The following is a 16,074-nucleotide window of genomic DNA, read 5'->3' on the forward strand; positions in this document are numbered from 1 at the left end:
GTGGCGTCGCTCGTCGTCCTTGGGGGATCAATCGACGGCGGACGTCTCAATCTTGTCCAGCTGGGCAGACAGGCCGGCGACACGGCGCAGGTCCTGGCGCTGGGCGACTTCCTGCACCTCACGGCGCTTGACGAGGTCGGCCAGGCTGATGCCGCTGAGGAATTCGTGAATTTGCTGGCTGAGGTCGCACCACAGGTGGTGGGTCAGGCAGGTATCACCGGCGTGGCAGTCCCCGAGCCCCTGGCAACGGGTGGCGTCGACCGATTCGTTGACCGCGTCGATGACCTGGGCAACCTGGATGGTTTCCATGCCCCGCGAGAGCTGGTAGCCGCCGCCCGGGCCGCGCACGCTGGATACCAGGCTGCTGCGGCGCAGCTTGGCGAACAGCTGCTCCAGATAAGAGAGGGATATGCCCTGGCGCTCGGAAATGTCCGCCAAAGAAACCGGCCCATGCTGCGCGTGCAACGCCAGGTCGAGCATGGCAGTGACGGCGTATCGGCCTTTGGTAGTCAGTCGCATGGCTATTGGGTACCACGGGAGTTTCGGGATGTGTGCGAGTATGCGATTCCCGAGCATTTAAGTCAACTATTAGACCTACTGCTTTAGTCGGGTTTGCACACGGGAGGGCGGCGCGATTGTAGCAGACAGGGGGCGTTTAGCACACGCCCCTGTCCGGGGCGTGCTTCGGGTGTGGCGCAATCAATGCGACCGAGCGTCGCGCTGGGCCAACTGGGCGGCCTCGGTGAACTCATCCTCCGGCAGCGCCGGCAGCTCCTTGGCGCAGTAATCACTGCCCATGCGGGTCAGCGCACCACACATACCCTCCAGGCGTTCGTCCACGGCTTGCAAGTGGTCGAGCATCTGACCGATGGCACGGGCGACCGGGTCTGGCATGTCGCCGCTGACGCCATAGGCGTCGAAGCCGATCTTTTCCGCCATGGCCTTGCGCCGGGCTTCCAGCTCGGTGTCTTCGCTCTTGACGATGATCCGCCCCGGGATGCCAACCGCAGTGGCGCCAGCCGGCACCGCCTTGGTCACCACCGCATTGGAACCGATCTTGGCCCCGGCACCTACCGTGAAGGGCCCCAGCACCTTGGCCCCCGCCCCTACCACCACGCCGTTTTCCAGGGTGGGGTGGCGCTTGCCCTTGTTCCAGCTGGTACCGCCCAGGGTGACGCCTTGGTAGAGGGTGACATCGTCGCCGATCTCGGCCGTTTCACCGATGACGATGCCCATGCCATGGTCGATGAAGAAACGCCGGCCAATGGTGGCGCCGGGGTGGATCTCGATGCCGGTCAGCCAGCGCCCGAAGTTGGACACCAGCCGCGCCAGCCACTTGAAGTCGCGTTTCCACAGGGCATTGCCCAGGCGGTGCAGCCAGATGGCATGCATGCCCGGGTAGCAGGTCAGCACTTCGAAGGCGTTGCGGGCAGCCGGGTCACGGTGGAAAACGCTTTGAATATCTTCACGCAGGCGTTCGAACATCTGTCAGTCCTTCCGTTTATGCGGCTCGCCACGGACCACTTTCTGGGTCTCGGTGAGGATGCCGCGCAAAATGCTCATTTCCGAACGCTCGACCGCCACCCGACCATACAGCCTGCGCAAGCGCGGCATGAGGTGCTTGGGTTTCTCCGGGTCGAGGAAGCCGATACCCACCAGGGTTTTTTCCAGGTGGTCGTAGAACAGCTCCATTTCGTCCATGGTTGCCAACTCGTTGGCATCAACTTTTTCTACCTTGCCCGGCGCGGGCTCGGCCGCCAGCCATGCCATGCGCACCTCATAGGCAAGCACCTGCACGGCGGCGGCCAGGTTCAGCGAACTGAAGCCGGGGTTGGAGGGAATGTGCACGTGGAAGTGACATCGCTGCAGTTCTTCGTTGGTCAGCCCGGCGTGTTCACGCCCGAATACCAGGGCGACCTCCTCACCGGTGCCAGCGTGCTCCACGGCCTTGGCGCCGCAGTCACGGGGGCCGATCAGCGGCCAGGGGATACTGCGCTCACGGGCACTGGTGCCCATGACCAGGTTGCAGCCAACCAATGCCTGTTCGAGGCTGTCGACCACTACGGCGGCGCCCAGCACATCGTCGGCACCGGACGCGCGGGCACTGGCGTCCGCTGCCGGGAATTCCTTGGGCTGCACCAGCACCAGGCGCGTCAGGCCCATGTTTTTCATGGCACGCGCAGCGCCGCCGATGTTGCCGGGGTGGCTGGTATTGACCAGAACAACACGAATATTTTGCAGCAAGGTGTTGTGCTCACAGATGCAGAAATCAGGGCCATCGATCTTACAGAACCGACGGGCGTAACGCCAAGGAAGCGCATGTGACCCTTTTGCCGTCAAAGTTTTCTGCTAGAATGATCGGCTTTCTTCTTTAACATCTCCAGGTGACCCGCCCATGCAGCCTATGCTGAATATCGCCCTGCGCGCCGCTCGCAGCGCCAGTGAACTGATTTTCCGCTCCATCGAACGCCTGGATAGCATCAAGGTCGATGAGAAAGAGGCCAAGGACTACGTTTCCGAAGTCGATCGCGCTGCCGAGCAAAGCATCGTCAATGCCCTGCGCAAGGCCTACCCGAACCACTCCATCCAGGGCGAGGAAACCGGCCTGCACGCCGGCTCCGGCGAGGAAGGCAAGGATTACCTGTGGGTCATCGACCCGCTGGACGGCACCACCAACTTCCTGCGCGGCATCCCGCACTTTGCCGTCAGCATCGCCTGCAAGTACCGCGGCCGCCTGGAGCACGCCGTCATCGTCGACCCGGTTCGCCAGGAAGAATTCACCGCCAGCCGCGGCCGTGGCGCCCAGCTCAATGGCCGTCGCCTGCGGGTCAGCTCGCGCACCAGCCTTGATGGCGCCCTGCTGGGCACCGGCTTCCCGTTCCGTGACAGCCAAATGGCCGACCTGGACAACTACCTGGGTATGTTCCGCGCCCTCACCGGCCAGACTGCCGGCATCCGCCGCGCCGGCTCTGCCAGCCTGGACCTGGCCTACGTGGCCGCCGGCCGCTTCGATGCCTTCTGGGAATCGGGCCTGTCGGAATGGGACATGGCAGCAGGCGTGCTGCTGGTGCAGGAAGCTGGCGGCCTGGTGAGCGACTTCAACGGGGGCCACGACTTCCTCGAAAAAGGTCACATCGTTGCCGGCAACATCAAGTGCTTCAAGGCAGTACTGACGGCTATCCAGCCGCACCTGCCAGAGAGCATGAAGCGCTAAGCGCAGATCGCCGAAATGCAAAAAGCACCCCTCGGGGTGCTTTTTTGTGCCTGATAGCTTTGTGTAGCCTGAACCTGCCTATTCGCTAATAAACGCCCTCTAGCAGGAGAGGGTTTACCCACGAAGAGGCCAGCTCACGCCGCATCAATCACTGGCCAGCATCACTCAAAATCAACTTGCCGTTCTTGTCCAGCGGAATGGTCGAGCCGGGCTCGCGGTCCATCTTCACATGGCCGACCTGGTCGCCGATGGTGTACTTCACGTTATACCCCACCACCTTGTCACTGATGTCATTGACCGTGTTGCAGCGGGTTTGCGTGGTGGTGTAGGTGTCACGCTGCTGCATGCCTTCCTGCACCTTGTTGCCGGCATAACCGCCACCTACCGCACCGGCCACCGTCGCGATCTTCTTGCCGGTGCCGCCACCGATCTGGTTACCCAACAGGCCACCGGCCAGCGCACCCACCACAGTACCTGCAATCTGGTGCTGGTCTTTCACCGGGGCCTGACGGGTGACGGTAACGTCCTTGCACACTTCGCGCGGCGTCTTGACCTGCTGCTTGATCGGCTGCACGTCAGTGACCTGGGCATATTCAGGCCCTTTGTTCACCAAGCTGTAGGTCGCCACAGCACCTCCGGCGGTAACACCGACAGCACCCAGAACCGCACCCACCAGCATTGATTTATTCACGTGAACCTCCTGACCGTACTTACGGGGCTGTGCCCGCCTTCTCCCTGCCTTGGAGCAAAAAAAAGGGCGCGAGTTCAATACTCGCGCCCTTTTGCCTGCCCAACGGAAGGAAGATTCCGTTACGGGCGGTCGTCCACGCCCTCGGCCTTGGCCGGCGGGATCAGGTCTTCGCTGTTCAGGTTCAGCCAGATCAACACCACGTTGGCGATGTAGATCGACGAGTAAGTACCCGCCATCACACCGATGAACAGCGCCAACGAGAAGCCGAACAGGTTGTCGCCGCCGAAGAACAGCAGCGCAGCGATGGCCAGCAAGGTAGACACCGACGTGGCGATGGTACGCAGCAGGGTCTGGGTGGTGGACACGTTGATGTTCTCGATCAACGACGCCTTGCGCATCACCCGGAAGTTTTCACGTACCCGGTCGAATACCACGATGGTGTCGTTCAGCGAGTAACCGATGATCGCCAGCACGGCCGCCAGCACGGTCAGGTCGAAGGTGATCTGGAAGAACGACAGAATACCCAGGGTGACCACCACGTCGTGGATCAGCGAAATGATCGCACCCACGGCGAACTTCCACTGGAAGCGGAACGCCAGGTAGATGAGGATGCCGCCCAACGCCAGCAGCATGCCCATGCCACCCTGGTCGCGCAGCTCTTCACCCACTTGCGGCCCCACGAACTCGACGCGCTTGAGCGTGGCCGGGTTGTCCCCACCCGCCTTCTGCAGCGCGGCAGCCACCTTGTTGCCCAGTTGCGGGTCATCACCCGGCATGCGCACCAGCAGGTCGGTGGTGGCACCAAAGCTCTGCACGATGGCTTCATGGAAGCCAGAATCGTTCAGCTCGGCGCGCACCGCCTTCAGGTCAGCCGGGCGCTCGTAGGTCAGCTCGATCAGCGTACCGCCGGTGAAGTCCAGGCCGAAGTTAAGGCCTTTCTGCCACCAGCTGACCAATGCCAGCACGGTGAGGAGTACGGTAATGGCGAACGCGACATTGCGCACGCCCATGAAATTGATGGTTTTCATCGCAGCTCCCTCATACCCACAGCTTCTTGATGTCACGCCCGCCGCAGGTCAGGTTGACCATTGCACGGGTCACCATGACGGCGGTGAACATCGAGGTGAAAATCCCGAGGGACATGGTGACCGCAAAGCCCTTGACCGGGCCGGTACCCATGGCGAACAGGATGCCGCCTACCAGCAGGCTGGTCAGGTTGGCGTCGATGATCGCGGTATAGGCGCGGTTGAAACCTTCGTGAATGGCGCGCTGCACCGACATGCCGGCTTTGAGCTCTTCGCGGATACGCGAGAAGATCAGCACGTTGGCGTCCACCGCCATACCCATGGTCAACACGATACCGGCGATACCCGGCAGGGTCAGCGTGGCGCCCAGCAACGACATCAACGCCAGCAGCAGCACCATGTTGCCCGCCAAGGCGATGGTGGCGATCACGCCGAAGCCGCGGTAGATGGCGATGATGAACAGCGAGACGAACAACATGCCCCACAGCGACGCGTCGATGCCCTTGGTGATGTTGTCGGCACCCAGGCTTGGGCCAATGGTACGTTCTTCAGCGAAGTACATCGGCGCCGCCAGACCACCGGCGCGCAGCAGCAGTGCCAGTTCCGACGACTCACCCTGGCCGTTGAGGCCGGTGATGCGGAACTGGCTGCCCAGCGGCGACTGGATGGTCGCCAGGCTGATGATCTTTTTCTCTTCCTGGAAGCTCTGCACCGCGACGTCTTTCTCGACGCCGTCGACAGTTTGCTTGACGTAGCGGGTGATCGGTTTCTGCTCGATGAAGATCACCGCCATGCTGCGGCCCACGTTGCTACGCGTGGCGCGGCTCATCAGCTCGCCACCGTGGCCATCCAGGCGAATGTTCACCTGTGGGCGGCCGTGCTCGTCGAAGCTGGCCTGGGCATCGGTCACCTGGTCGCCGGTGATGATCAAGCCACGCTCGACAGGGGCAGAACGGCCACCTTCACGGAACTCGAACACCTCGGTGGTGGCCTTGGAAGCGCCTGGCTCGGCACCGAAGCGGAACTCCAGGTTGGCGGTTTTACCCAGGATACGCTTGGCTTCGGCAGTGTCCTGCACACCCGGCAGCTCGACCACGATACGGTTGGCGCCCTGGCGCTGTACCAGCGGCTCGGCGACACCCAGTTCGTTGACCCGGTTACGCACGGTGGTGAGGTTCTGCTTGATGGAGTATTCGCGGATTTCGGCGACCTTGGCCTGGGTAAGCGCCAGGCGCAGCACGGCGAGGTCGTTACGCTCGGTAGTGGTCAGGTCGAAATCGCTGAAATTCTTGCGTACCAGGGCACGTGCCTGTTCGCGGGTCGCGTCGTCGGAGAAGCCCAGCATGATGCCGCCATCCTGCTGCGGCAGGCTGCGGTAGCGTATGCGCTCCTTACGCAGCAAGGTCTTGACCTCGCCTTCGTAGACTTTCATGCGGGCGCTCATGGCCTTGTCCATGTCCACTTCCAGCAGGAAGTGCACACCACCGGACAGGTCCAGGCCCAGCTTCATCGGGCTGGCACCCAGGTTGCGCAGCCACGTCGGCGTGGTCTGGGCCAGGTTCAGGGCCACGACGTAATCATCGCCCAGCGCCTTGCGCACTACATCCTTGGCTGGCAGCTGGTCTTCCTGGTTGGTCAGGCGGATCAAGCCACTGCCCTTCTCACCCAGGCTGGTGCCTTTCACGGTGATCTTGGCATCGACCAGCGCTTTGCTGACGCGATCGAGGTCGACTTGGCTGACCTGCAGCGCCGAGCTGGCACCACTGATCTGTACAGCCGGATCATCCGGGTAGAGGTTGGGAGCGGAATAAATAAAACCGATCGCCAGTACCACCAGGATCAGTGCGTATTTCCACAGAGGGTATTTGTTCAGCATCACGCCGCCCGTTCAAGACGCGGGGCGCGTTGCGCGCCCCGACTGGAAAAATGAAACCGGTAACTCAGATAGCCTTGAGCGTACCTTTTGGCAGGGTGGCCGCAATGGCACCCTTCTGGAACTTCAGTTCGACAGTGTCGGACACTTCCAGCACCACGAAATCATCGGACACCTTGACGATCTTGCCGGCGATACCGCCGTTGGTGACAACTTCGTCACCTTTTTGCAAGTTGCCCAGCAGGTTCTTCTGCTCTTTGGCACGCTTGGCCTGCGGGCGCCAGATCATCAGGTAGAAGATGACCAGGAAGCCGACCAGGAAGATCCACTCGAAACCGGTGCCGGCAGGGCCAGCGGCAGGTGCAGCAGCGTCCGCGTACGCGGCGGGGATGAAGAAGCTCATTGGGCACTCCTAATGCAATGTTCTAATAATGGATGCAAACAGTCAGTCCAAGGGCGGCACAGGCAGCCCGCGCTTGGCGTAGAAGGCGTCGACAAAGGCGGCCAATTTACCCTGTTGAATAGCCTCGCGTAAACCGGCCATCAAGCGCTGGTAATGGCGCAAGTTGTGGATGGTATTCAGCATGCTGCTCAGCATTTCGCCGCACTTGTCCAAGTGGTGCAGATACGCGCGGGAGAAGTTGCTGCAGGTGTAGCAATCACAGGTCGGGTCCAGCGGCGATTCATCATGACGATGGAACGCGTTGCGGATCTTGATCACCCCTGTATCAACAAACAGATGGCCGTTACGTGCGTTACGCGTTGGCATCACGCAGTCGAACATGTCGACGCCGCGGCGCACACCCTCAACGAGATCTTCCGGTTTGCCTACCCCCATAAGGTAACGAGGTTTGTCAGCAGGCATCTGGCCTGGCAGGTAATCCAGCACCTTGATCATCTCGTGCTTGGGTTCGCCCACCGACAGGCCACCAATGGCCAGGCCGTCGAAACCAATGTTCTCCAGGCCTTCCAGCGAGCGCATGCGCAGGTCCTGGTACATGCCGCCCTGGACGATGCCGAACAGCGCCGCCGTATTGTCGGCGTGGGCATTCTTCGAACGCTGGGCCCAGCGCAGCGACAGCTCCATGGAGGTACGGGCAATGTCGTGCTCGGCCGGGTACGGGGTGCACTCGTCGAAGATCATCACCACGTCCGAGCCCAGGTCACGCTGCACCTGCATGGATTCTTCAGGGCCCATGAACACCTTGGAGCCGTCCACCGGCGAGGCGAAGGTCACGCCCTCTTCCTTGATCTTGCGCATGGCCCCCAGGCTGAACACCTGAAAACCACCGGAATCGGTAAGAATCGGGCCTTTCCACTGCATGAAGTCGTGCAGGCCGTTGTGCTTCTTGATCACCTCGGTGCCCGGGCGCAGCCACAGGTGGAAGGTGTTGCCCAGGATCATCTCGGCGCCGATCGCCTCGATGTCGCGGGGCAGCATGCCCTTGACCGTGCCATAGGTGCCCACCGGCATGAACGCCGGGGTTTCGACGGTGCCACGGGGGAAGGTGATGCGGCCCCGACGGGCCTTGCCGTCGGTGGCCAGCAGTTCGAAGGACATTCGACAGGTGCGACTCATGCTTGATCCTCGGGCCCGCGTGGCGCCGGATTGCGGGTGATGAACATGGCATCACCGTAACTGAAGAAGCGGTACCCCTGCTCGACCGCCGCCGCGTAGGCAGCCATGGTCTGGGGGTAGCCGGCAAAGGCCGAGACCAGCATCAGCAGCGTGGACTCGGGCAAGTGGAAATTGGTGACCAGGGCGTCTACCACATGGAACGGGCGGCCCGGGTAGATAAAGATGTCGGTGTCGCCGCTGAACGGCTTGAGCACGCCATCACGGGCTGCGCTTTCCAGCGAGCGCACGCTGGTGGTACCGACTGCGATTACCCGCCCGCCACGGGCGCGGCACGCCTCGATGGCATCGACCACATCCTGGCTCACTTCGAGCCACTCTTTATGCATGTGGTGGTCTTCGATGTTGTCCACCCGTACCGGCTGGAAGGTGCCGGCCCCTACGTGCAGGGTGACGAAGGCACGCTCTACGCCCATGGCGGCAATTTGCGCCAGCAGGGCCTCATCGAAGTGCAAGCCTGCAGTGGGCGCGGCAACGGCGCCGGCGCGCTCGGCATAGACGGTCTGGTAGCGCTCGCGGTCCGCGCCTTCGTCGGGGCGGTCGATGTAGGGCGGCAGGGGCATGTGGCCGACCCGGTCGAGCAGCGGTAGCACTTCTTCAGTGAAGCGCAGCTCGAACAACGTGTCGTGGCGGGCGACCATCTCGGCTTCACCGCCGCCCTCCAGCAAAATGACCGCCCCCACTTTGGGCGCTTTGCTGGCGCGCACATGGGCCAGCACACGGTGGCTGTCCAGCACCCGCTCCACCAGCATTTCGAGCTTGCCGCCCGACGCCTTCTGGCCGAACAGCCGTGCCGGAATGACCCGGGTGTTGTTGAACACCATCAGGTCGCCGGGGCGCAGGTATTCGAGCAGGTCGGGAAATTGCCGGTGCGCAAGCACACCGGTTGGCCCATCGAGCACCAGCAGACGGCTGCCATGGCGCTCGGCCAGCGGGTGGCGGGCGATCAGGGAATCAGGGAGTTCGAAGGAGAAATCGGCGACGCGCATGATGATGTTCGGTTCGGCAGGGCCGGGAAGTTTAGCCCAATGTGTGAAAATTGACCATGAAAGCCGATTGACCGACCAGCGGCACCTCTCTATACTGCGCGCCACGCCCTGATGGCGGAATTGGTAGACGCGGCGGATTCAAAATCCGTTTTCGAAAGGAGTGGGAGTTCGAGTCTCCCTCGGGGCACCAAAATCCGGAAAAAACCGACCTTGTGGTCGGTTTTTTTTTGCCCGCTCCACAGCCACACCCCTGCGCGGCCTCTGGCGCCAGGCTATTGATTTTCCCCCCGCACAACCATGCAGGAAGCCTATTGGCCAGTGGCCACACCAGTCCATAAGCTTACATTCGTCGGATATATGCCGAATGTATTGCTTCAGTAATGGCATTTAGCCATATTGCGGCACCCTTCCCTCTCACTTCCGTGTGAACCATGAAGACAATCGCGCCCTGCATGGCGGCAATGATGCTGCTCAGTGGGTGCAATGGAATGCCAACGTCCTACGTTTCAGACCCTGTCTACAGCCAAGCCTTCGTGGTCACCTCCGGTGCGCCGCTGCCCATGCTGCTGATGGCCAGCGCCATACAGTGGAACGACGATTACGCCGTCACTGCCAAGCACACCCCCTTCCTGCGCAACGTGGTGCACGAGGGCCTGGGGGATGTGGTGTTCTTCAAGCACAAGGCCAGCGCAGTGCCGCATTGGCGCCAGTACGTGCCAGGCGAAGCCGTTACGGCAGTGGGTTTCAACAGCCTGATGATGCCGGTGCAAGGCAAGGGCCATGCGCTCTCGTCGCTGGTGCGCCTGGATGGCACGCCCGGCAGCGTGTTTTATTCGGTGCACGATGGCCCGATCACCAAAGGCATGTCTGGCGGGCCAGTGTTCGCCGATGACGGCAATGTGGTTGGCATCAACGTCGCGATCATCCCCACCAGCGAGATCGACGCGGCCAAGCGGCCGGACCTGGCCGGCAAGGACCGGGTCAGCGTGTTCATGTCGTTCAGCGAAATCGACAAGGAATGGCGCCGCTACCAGTACCTGCTGGCACACAAGGCCAAGCCAGGGGCACCGGGGTCGGTGAAAGGCTACGTGGCCGTCGCGGCCAAGTCCTGATCAGGCCGGCTGCGGGGTGGCGGGCGCCAACATGATGCAGTTGCGCCCGGCATTCTTGGCGCCGTACAGGGCCATGTCCGCCGCATGCAGCCAGGCTTCGGCATTGGCCATATGCGGCTCATACGGCGCCACGCCAATGCTCAGGCTCAACGCCAATTCTGGCAGCGCCGGGTCGCGGAAGGCTTCCACCGCAAGGCGCAGGCGCTCCAGCACTTCACGCGCCTGGGCGGGGGTGGTTTCGGGCAGCATCACGCAGAACTCGTCACCGCCGTAGCGCGCTGCCGGGTCGCGCTTGCGCAGGTGCAGCGACAAGGTGGCACTGATGACCCGCAGGATCTTGTCGCCAACCAGGTGGCCATAACGGTCATTGACCTGCTTGAAATGGTCGACGTCGATCAGCGCCAGGCAATTGCCACCGCCACCGGCCTGGCAACGCTCGAATTCGCGCAGCAGCAACGCCTTCCACGCACCGTGGTTGCTCAGGCCGGTCAGCGCATCGGTCTGGCTGAGGCGGGCCAGGGCGCGCTTGTGTTTGCCAAGCTGAACGGTCACCTGATAACAGATCAGGCCAATGGCCATGGGGTAGATCAGCAGTATTGGCAGGCACGCCAGCATCTGCGCCTGGGTGGTGGCTGGGAACAGTGGCGGCCCATACAGCCACAGCCCCAACGCGATGCCGGCTGCCTGGGCTGCCAAGGTTTTGAACAGCATGTGCCAGCCGCCTGCAGCGATCTTGTCCATGGCGATCATCGACAGGATGATGACGCTGGGCAGTGGGTTGAGCCCCATCACGCCCGCCCAGCAGCCGCCGGCAAAGCCATCGAAGACCAGGTTGCGTTGCTCGGTGCGGAACGGTTCGCCGGAGCGGCGGGCAAGCTGATAGGCCAGGTGCGGCCAGACAAAGCCGTGGGCAAACAGCAGTGCCCACACCCAGCCGGCAGGCTGCAGGGGGAAGATGCCGATCAGCACACAAAAAAAACCGAGACCGGTACCGATGGCGCGGGGGGCATACATGCGTCTGGCGAAAGAAAGGCCTTTGCCTGTGCGCTGGTTCATGGCGGGGTACCGAAGGAGTGCTGCCCTGGAGATGCATCGGACGGGCCACGCAACGTGGGCATGGGCAGCCATTCGATACAAGGCATTGTGCCACTATCGAGCCGAGGCGGGCAAACCTGTTGGACGAAATGCGACGCAGGTGTGAGGGTGTGGCGCGAACATGGTTTGCAACACCAAGCCTGCGAACCTTCGCCACTGCCCGACGTCCCATCCAGCACACTGAAACGTTTGAGGTGCGCCATTTGAAAGACGTCATCATTCGCAAGTATCGCCTGGCAGTGAAGACCATTGGCTACATCGGCTGGTCACTGTTCTGGCTGCTGATCTGGGACGTGCTGGTCACCATTGATTTCATGCTGTTCTTCAACAGCAAGTTCACCTTGCCGCTGATCCCGCTGACCCTGCTAGGCTCGGCCCTGGTGGTGCTGGTGAGCTTTCGCAACAGCAGCGCCTACAACCGCTGGTGGGAGGCACGGACATTGTGGGGCGCCCTGGTGAACAGCTCGCGTAGCTTCGCCCGGCAGACGCTGACCTTGATCGATGACCCCGAAGACGGCCTCAACCCGGTCAAGGCTACCCTGCTGCGCCGGCACATTGCCTATGTGAACTGCCTGGCGGCCCAGCTGAGGGGCGAAAAATGCGCGGAGGAACTGGGCGCATTCATCCCCGAGGCGGAGTTCGAGCGGCGCACGCGCTCCAACAACTTCGCCAACGACATCGTCAGTGGCTCCGCTGCCCTGCTGGCACGTGAATACCAGGCTGGGCGCCTTGACAGCATTCGCCTGGCGCGCCTGGAGTCGACACTAGTGGACTTGTCCAATGCTCAGGGCGGCATGGAACGTATCGCCAATACGCCCCTGCCCTACCCCTACGTGTACTTTCCACGGCTGTTCATCACCCTGTTCTGCCTGATTGTGCCGGTGGGGTTGGTAGAATCGCTGGAATGGTTCACACCCCTGGCGTCTACCGTGGTGGGCTTCATGCTGCTGGCCATCGAGCGCATCGGCACCGACCTGCAGAGCCCGTTCCGCTTCAGCGAGCATCAGATCCAGATGGACACCATCTGCGAGACCATCGAGCGGAACCTGGAGTCGATGCAGCGCGGCGCGCAGTCCGCTGAGGCAGTGACTGCCTGATACTTTTTGCGCAACCGGGGTGGCGCAGGGCGAGCAGGGTAACCCCCACTCACCTGCCGCCACGCACATAACGCTGGCGCAACACATCGCTCAAGGCATCCACCACAAACACCAGCACCAGCATGCCCAGGATCACCGTGCTGGCCTGCGCCTCCTGGAACAGGCTGAGGGTGGTGTACAGCATCTGCCCCAACCCGCCCGCCCCAACGAACCCCAGCACGCTGGCCATGCGGATGTTGTTTTCCCAGCGGTACAGGCTGTACGCCAGCAGCTGCGGCCACAGGTTGGGCAAGGTGCCGAAGCAGAACGCAGCCACCTGGCTACCCCCCTGCAGCCGGATAGCCGCCGCGGGTTCCGGGGGGGCGTTTTCCAGCGCCTCGGCAAACAGCCGGCCCAACACCCCCGCCGTGTGCAGGGCCAAGGCCAGGGTACCGGCGTTGGGGCCTAGCCCTGCAGCCAGCACCGTCAGCGCCGCCCACACCAGTTCCGGGATGGCACGCAAAGCATTGAGCAGCAGCCGCGCCACCGCCTGCAACGGCCACCCGAAGCGGCCGGCTGCAGGCAGGGCCAGCAGAAGCCCCAGCACCACCGCCAGCAACGTGCCCATGCCCGACATGGCCAAGGTTTCCAGCGCACCGTAGGCAACCGCCCCCACATGCCCGGCGGACAGGTCCGGGTGCAGGAAACGCCCGGCGTACTCGCCCATCTGCCCCAGGCCGCCGTTACCTACCAGCGCCTGGAAATCCAAGCCGAGGTAGGCGAAAGACGCGACCACCGCCACCAAAATCGCCGCTACCAGCCCCAGGTTGATCAGCCGGTTCATGTCAGCCTCCAGCGCAACAGGCGGCTGAAACCGTCGGCCAACATGACCAGTACCAGGAATGTCAGCAGCATGCTCGCCACCTCGGCGCCAGCGAACATCCGCATCGACAGGTCGATCTGCTGGCCCAGGCCCCCTGCCCCCACAAAGCCCATCACCACTGAAGCGCGGATAGCGCATTCCCAACGGTAAACGGTGTACGACACCACCTCAGCGGCCGCATTGGGCAAGATGCCGTAGAAAAACGCGCTCAGCCGGCCCGCACCGGCATGCAGCAGCGCGTGGGCCGGCCGCTGGTCCACCGATTCGAAAATCTCGGCATAGACCTTGCCCAGCATGCCGCTGTAGGTAATAGCGATAGCCAGCACCCCCGCCGTCGGCCCCAAACCCACTGCCCGTACGAACAACAGCGCCCAGACAATTTCCGGCACGCTGCGCAGAAAGATCAGCACTCCACGCACCGGCATGCGCACCCAGCGCGACCACCCGGCCCCGCGCCCATTGCTGGAAGCGGCGCGTAGCGACAGTGCCCGGCTGGCCATTAACGCTGCCGGTGCTGCAAGCAACAGTGCCAGGGCCATACCGGCAGTGGCGACAGCCAAGGTCTGCAGGGTGGCGTCCAGCAGCAGTGCCATGAACTGCACATCATGGGTGGGCGGCCAGAACGCAGCCGTAAAGCTGGCGATCTGCTGACGGTTTTCCGCCTGCAGTAGCACGCTGGGGTTGAGTTCACTCAGCTGGATGCCGGGCCACAGCACCACCAAAGCCAGCAGGCCAAGCAGCAAACGCGGCAGCAATGCAGGGTCGCGCGCATCAGCCTTCAACATCGAGGCATCTGCACAGAAAAGGGTGCTGGCTGGTCAGGCGCCGGCGCCAAGTGCTCGTTGGCGTACAAGTCATTGAGCAGTTGTTCGCTGACCGCTTCGGCCGGGCAGTCGAACAGCACGTGGCCATCGCGGATGCCAATCACCCGCGGGAAGTGCGCCAGTGCAAGTTCCACGGCATGCAGGCTCGCCACCAGCGTCACGCCGTTGGCCTGGGCATGGCGGTTGAGCAAGGCCAGGCTGTGGTCGGCCAGCACCGGGTCCATCGCCGACACCGGTTCATCGGCCAGCAGCAGCCGGGGTTGCTGGTACAGGGCGCGGGCAATGCCTACCCGCTGCAACTGCCCGCCTGACAATTGCCCGCACTGCACGAACAGTTTGTCAGCCAGGCCCAGTTCGGCCAGCACCCGGCGTGCACCGGAGATATCACTGGGGTACAGCAGGTTGAACAAACCCCGCAGCACGCCCCATTGACCGAGGCGACCGGCGAGTACGGCCGTGACCACGCGCTGGCGAGGTGGCAGCGGCGGCGCCTGGTGCACCAAACCCACCTGGGCGCGCAGGCGTTGGCGCGCCCTGGCAGACAGCGCCCAAGGCTGCTCGCCGAGCACGTGCAGGCTACCGCTGCTGGGCGGCACCGCAGAGGCCATCAGGTGCAGCAAGCTGGACTTGCCGGCACCCGAGGGGCCAATGATGGCCACCCGCTCACCTTGCCGGATTGCCAGGCTTACGCCGTCCAGCGCCCGCACTGCGGCGTGCCGCAAGCCGGCGCCGTGCAGTTGCACTGCCAGCGCCGAAGTCGTAGCCGCCATCACTTGAGCAGGCCGGCCTCGCGGGCAGCCTGTTCGGTGCCCTGGTAGTTTTCAGGTTTGGTCTCGATGAAGCGGCTCGCGGCCTGCAGGTCCAGAATGGCCTTCTGCTCGGGGTTGGCCGGGTCCAGGTCGAGGAAGGCCTGCTTGATCTTCTGCTTGAGCGCAGGGTCCATGTTGCCGCGCACCGTCCAGTTGTAGTCGAAGTAGGTCGGCGTGGTAGCGAACACACGGACCTTGCTGGTATCCACCTTGCCGGCATCCACCAGCTTCTGCCACACGCTGGCGTTCAGCACGCCGCCGTCCACCTTGCCCGCCTGCACCCAGGCCACGGTGGCGTCGTGGGCACCGGAATAGGCCACCCGGCTGAAGTAGCCCTCGGGCTTGATGTTGTCCTGCTTGAGCATGAAGTAGCGCGGCATCAGGCTGCCGGAGGTGGAGGAAATGGAGCCGAAGGCAAAGGATTTGCCCTTGAGGTCGGCCAGGCTCTTCACGTCAGGGTTGGCAGTGATGAACTTGGACGTGAACTGGGCATCTTGCTCACGCTGCACCAGCGGGGTGGCGGTCGGGTCCTTGAGGTGTACCTGGACAAAGGTGAAACCGCCCAGCCAGGCGAGGTCCAGCCGGTCGGATGCCAGCGACTCGACAACGGCCGGGTAGTCGGCCACGGGGACGAACTTCACGTCCATGCCCAACTGCTTGCTCAGGTACTCGCCCAACGGCTTGAACTTGCGCTGCAGTTCGGTTGGCGCTTCATCCGGGATGGCGCTGACGCGCAGGGTTTCCGCCGCCTGGGCGACAACAGTGCAGCAGGACAGCACAAGGCCGGCGGCGAGCGCCAGGGGACGTTTGAGCATGGGTATTCTCCAGTTGAGGGGCGAGCGGCCGC

At 63.0% G+C, this 16,074-nt stretch carries 17 protein-coding genes and 1 tRNA gene; 4 read left to right on the forward strand and 14 right to left on the reverse strand.

Going from position 1 to position 16,074, the window contains the following annotated elements; translation table 11 throughout:
• Positions 1 to 27: 27 nt before the first annotated feature.
• The 3 genes from iscR to trmJ all read right to left on the reverse strand — a co-directional run bounded on the left by iscR (position 28) and on the right by trmJ (position 2,244).
• Positions 28 to 519: a Fe-S cluster assembly transcriptional regulator IscR gene (gene iscR / locus PPA02S_RS10350; protein ID WP_028631594.1), complete on the reverse strand. Its 492-nt coding sequence runs from the start codon at positions 517 to 519 to the stop codon at positions 28 to 30.
• Between the two features lie 180 nt (positions 520 to 699).
• Positions 700 to 1,485, reverse strand: coding sequence for a serine O-acetyltransferase (cysE, locus tag PPA02S_RS10355; RefSeq protein WP_028631595.1), 786 nt, complete (start codon positions 1,483 to 1,485; stop codon positions 700 to 702).
• A gap of 3 nt (positions 1,486 to 1,488) precedes the next feature.
• On the reverse strand, positions 1,489 to 2,244 hold the full coding sequence (gene trmJ / locus PPA02S_RS10360; RefSeq protein WP_028631596.1) for a tRNA (cytosine(32)/uridine(32)-2'-O)-methyltransferase TrmJ: 756 nt from the start codon (positions 2,242 to 2,244) through the stop codon (positions 1,489 to 1,491).
• 151 nt (positions 2,245 to 2,395) lie between these two features.
• Here trmJ and suhB point away from each other — a divergent pair, with 151 nt between their 5' ends.
• A complete protein-coding gene (gene suhB, locus PPA02S_RS10365) occupies positions 2,396 to 3,214 on the forward strand; it encodes a type III secretion system regulator SuhB (RefSeq protein WP_028631597.1) in 819 nt (272 codons plus the stop codon).
• A gap of 148 nt (positions 3,215 to 3,362) precedes the next feature.
• Here suhB and PPA02S_RS10370 read toward each other — a convergent pair whose 3' ends face one another.
• The 6 genes from PPA02S_RS10370 to queA all read right to left on the reverse strand — a co-directional run bounded on the left by PPA02S_RS10370 (position 3,363) and on the right by queA (position 9,428).
• Positions 3,363 to 3,905 carry a glycine zipper 2TM domain-containing protein gene (locus PPA02S_RS10370; RefSeq protein WP_028631598.1) on the reverse strand — a complete coding sequence of 181 codons (543 nt, stop codon included), beginning with the start codon at positions 3,903 to 3,905 and terminating at the stop codon, positions 3,363 to 3,365.
• Between the two features lie 119 nt (positions 3,906 to 4,024).
• Entirely contained in the window at positions 4,025 to 4,933 is a 909-nt protein-coding gene (gene secF / locus PPA02S_RS10375; protein ID WP_028631599.1) for a protein translocase subunit SecF, read from the reverse strand.
• A 10-nt stretch (positions 4,934 to 4,943) separates the two neighbouring features.
• A complete protein-coding gene (secD, locus tag PPA02S_RS10380) occupies positions 4,944 to 6,806 on the reverse strand; it encodes a protein translocase subunit SecD (RefSeq protein ID WP_028631600.1) in 1,863 nt (620 codons plus the stop codon).
• Positions 6,807 to 6,870: 64 nt separating this feature from the next.
• The gene (yajC, locus tag PPA02S_RS10385; protein WP_016484964.1) at positions 6,871 to 7,206 is read right to left on the reverse strand and encodes a preprotein translocase subunit YajC; all 336 of its coding nucleotides are present in this window, start codon (positions 7,204 to 7,206) and stop codon (positions 6,871 to 6,873) included.
• Between the two features lie 42 nt (positions 7,207 to 7,248).
• On the reverse strand, positions 7,249 to 8,364 hold the full coding sequence (gene tgt / locus PPA02S_RS10390) for a tRNA guanosine(34) transglycosylase Tgt (RefSeq protein ID WP_161629574.1): 1,116 nt from the start codon (positions 8,362 to 8,364) through the stop codon (positions 7,249 to 7,251).
• 14 nt (positions 8,365 to 8,378) lie between these two features.
• Positions 8,379 to 9,428: a tRNA preQ1(34) S-adenosylmethionine ribosyltransferase-isomerase QueA gene (gene queA / locus PPA02S_RS10395; RefSeq protein WP_028631602.1), complete on the reverse strand. Its 1,050-nt coding sequence runs from the start codon at positions 9,426 to 9,428 to the stop codon at positions 8,379 to 8,381.
• 105 nt (positions 9,429 to 9,533) lie between these two features.
• Between queA and PPA02S_RS10400 the strand changes: the two genes are divergently transcribed.
• Both PPA02S_RS10400 and PPA02S_RS10405 read left to right on the forward strand, forming a co-directional pair.
• Positions 9,534 to 9,618 (forward strand) — tRNA-Leu (locus tag PPA02S_RS10400).
• Between the two features lie 274 nt (positions 9,619 to 9,892).
• Positions 9,893 to 10,540 carry a trypsin-like peptidase domain-containing protein gene (locus tag PPA02S_RS10405; protein ID WP_028631603.1) on the forward strand — a complete coding sequence of 216 codons (648 nt, stop codon included), beginning with the start codon at positions 9,893 to 9,895 and terminating at the stop codon, positions 10,538 to 10,540.
• Here the strand turns inward: PPA02S_RS10405 and PPA02S_RS10410 are convergent, their stop codons facing one another.
• On the reverse strand, positions 10,541 to 11,596 hold the full coding sequence (locus PPA02S_RS10410; RefSeq protein WP_028631604.1) for a diguanylate cyclase: 1,056 nt from the start codon (positions 11,594 to 11,596) through the stop codon (positions 10,541 to 10,543).
• A 242-nt stretch (positions 11,597 to 11,838) separates the two neighbouring features.
• On the opposite strand from PPA02S_RS10410, the gene PPA02S_RS10415 reads away from it, so the two are divergent.
• A complete protein-coding gene (locus tag PPA02S_RS10415; RefSeq protein WP_028631605.1) occupies positions 11,839 to 12,732 on the forward strand; it encodes a bestrophin family protein in 894 nt (297 codons plus the stop codon).
• A gap of 49 nt (positions 12,733 to 12,781) precedes the next feature.
• Here PPA02S_RS10415 and phnE read toward each other — a convergent pair whose 3' ends face one another.
• Genes phnE through PPA02S_RS10435 form a run of 4 tightly spaced genes read right to left on the reverse strand, consistent with a single transcriptional unit; the run spans position 12,782 to position 16,042 of the window.
• Positions 12,782 to 13,555 (reverse strand): phosphonate ABC transporter, permease protein PhnE, encoded by a 774-nt coding sequence (gene phnE / locus PPA02S_RS10420; protein ID WP_028631606.1) that lies wholly within the window; start codon positions 13,553 to 13,555, stop codon positions 12,782 to 12,784.
• Entirely contained in the window at positions 13,552 to 14,379 is an 828-nt protein-coding gene (locus PPA02S_RS10425; RefSeq protein WP_028631607.1) for a PhnE/PtxC family ABC transporter permease, read from the reverse strand. Before PPA02S_RS10425 ends, phnE begins: the two co-directional genes overlap by 4 nt.
• Entirely contained in the window at positions 14,373 to 15,188 is an 816-nt protein-coding gene (locus PPA02S_RS10430) for a phosphonate ABC transporter ATP-binding protein (protein ID WP_080667798.1), read from the reverse strand. Before PPA02S_RS10430 ends, PPA02S_RS10425 begins: the two co-directional genes overlap by 7 nt.
• Positions 15,188 to 16,042, reverse strand: coding sequence for a putative selenate ABC transporter substrate-binding protein (locus PPA02S_RS10435; RefSeq protein ID WP_028631609.1), 855 nt, complete (start codon positions 16,040 to 16,042; stop codon positions 15,188 to 15,190). The genes PPA02S_RS10430 and PPA02S_RS10435 overlap by 1 nt, the downstream gene beginning before the upstream one ends.
• Between the last annotated feature and the right edge of the window lie 32 nt (positions 16,043 to 16,074).

It is taken from the genome of Pseudomonas parafulva NBRC 16636 = DSM 17004 (genome assembly GCF_000730645.1).
GTDB classification, from domain to species: Bacteria; Pseudomonadota; Gammaproteobacteria; order Pseudomonadales; family Pseudomonadaceae; genus Aquipseudomonas; species Aquipseudomonas parafulva.

Bases quoted from the DNA above. Each gene is read 5' to 3' on its own strand.
- iscR (WP_028631594.1), bottom strand. From the start codon at position 519: ATGCGACTGACTACCAAAGGCCGATACGCCGTCACTGCCATGCTCGAC.
- cysE (WP_028631595.1), bottom strand. From the start codon at position 1,485: ATGTTCGAACGCCTGCGTGAAGATATTCAAAGCGTTTTCCACCGTGAC.
- suhB (WP_028631597.1), top strand. From the start codon at position 2,396: ATGCAGCCTATGCTGAATATCGCCCTGCGCGCCGCTCGCAGCGCCAGT.
- secF (WP_028631599.1), bottom strand. From the start codon at position 4,933: ATGAAAACCATCAATTTCATGGGCGTGCGCAATGTCGCGTTCGCCATT.
- secD (WP_028631600.1), bottom strand. From the start codon at position 6,806: ATGCTGAACAAATACCCTCTGTGGAAATACGCACTGATCCTGGTGGTA.
- yajC (WP_016484964.1), bottom strand. From the start codon at position 7,206: ATGAGCTTCTTCATCCCCGCCGCGTACGCGGACGCTGCTGCACCTGCC.
- tgt (WP_161629574.1), bottom strand. From the start codon at position 8,364: ATGTCCTTCGAACTGCTGGCCACCGACGGCAAGGCCCGTCGGGGCCGC.
- queA (WP_028631602.1), bottom strand. From the start codon at position 9,428: ATGCGCGTCGCCGATTTCTCCTTCGAACTCCCTGATTCCCTGATCGCC.
- PPA02S_RS10405 (WP_028631603.1), top strand. From the start codon at position 9,893: ATGCTGCTCAGTGGGTGCAATGGAATGCCAACGTCCTACGTTTCAGAC.
- PPA02S_RS10410 (WP_028631604.1), bottom strand. From the start codon at position 11,596: ATGAACCAGCGCACAGGCAAAGGCCTTTCTTTCGCCAGACGCATGTAT.
- phnE (WP_028631606.1), bottom strand. From the start codon at position 13,555: ATGAACCGGCTGATCAACCTGGGGCTGGTAGCGGCGATTTTGGTGGCG.
- PPA02S_RS10425 (WP_028631607.1), bottom strand. From the start codon at position 14,379: ATGTTGAAGGCTGATGCGCGCGACCCTGCATTGCTGCCGCGTTTGCTG.
- PPA02S_RS10430 (WP_080667798.1), bottom strand. From the start codon at position 15,188: ATGGCGGCTACGACTTCGGCGCTGGCAGTGCAACTGCACGGCGCCGGC.
- PPA02S_RS10435 (WP_028631609.1), bottom strand. From the start codon at position 16,042: ATGCTCAAACGTCCCCTGGCGCTCGCCGCCGGCCTTGTGCTGTCCTGC.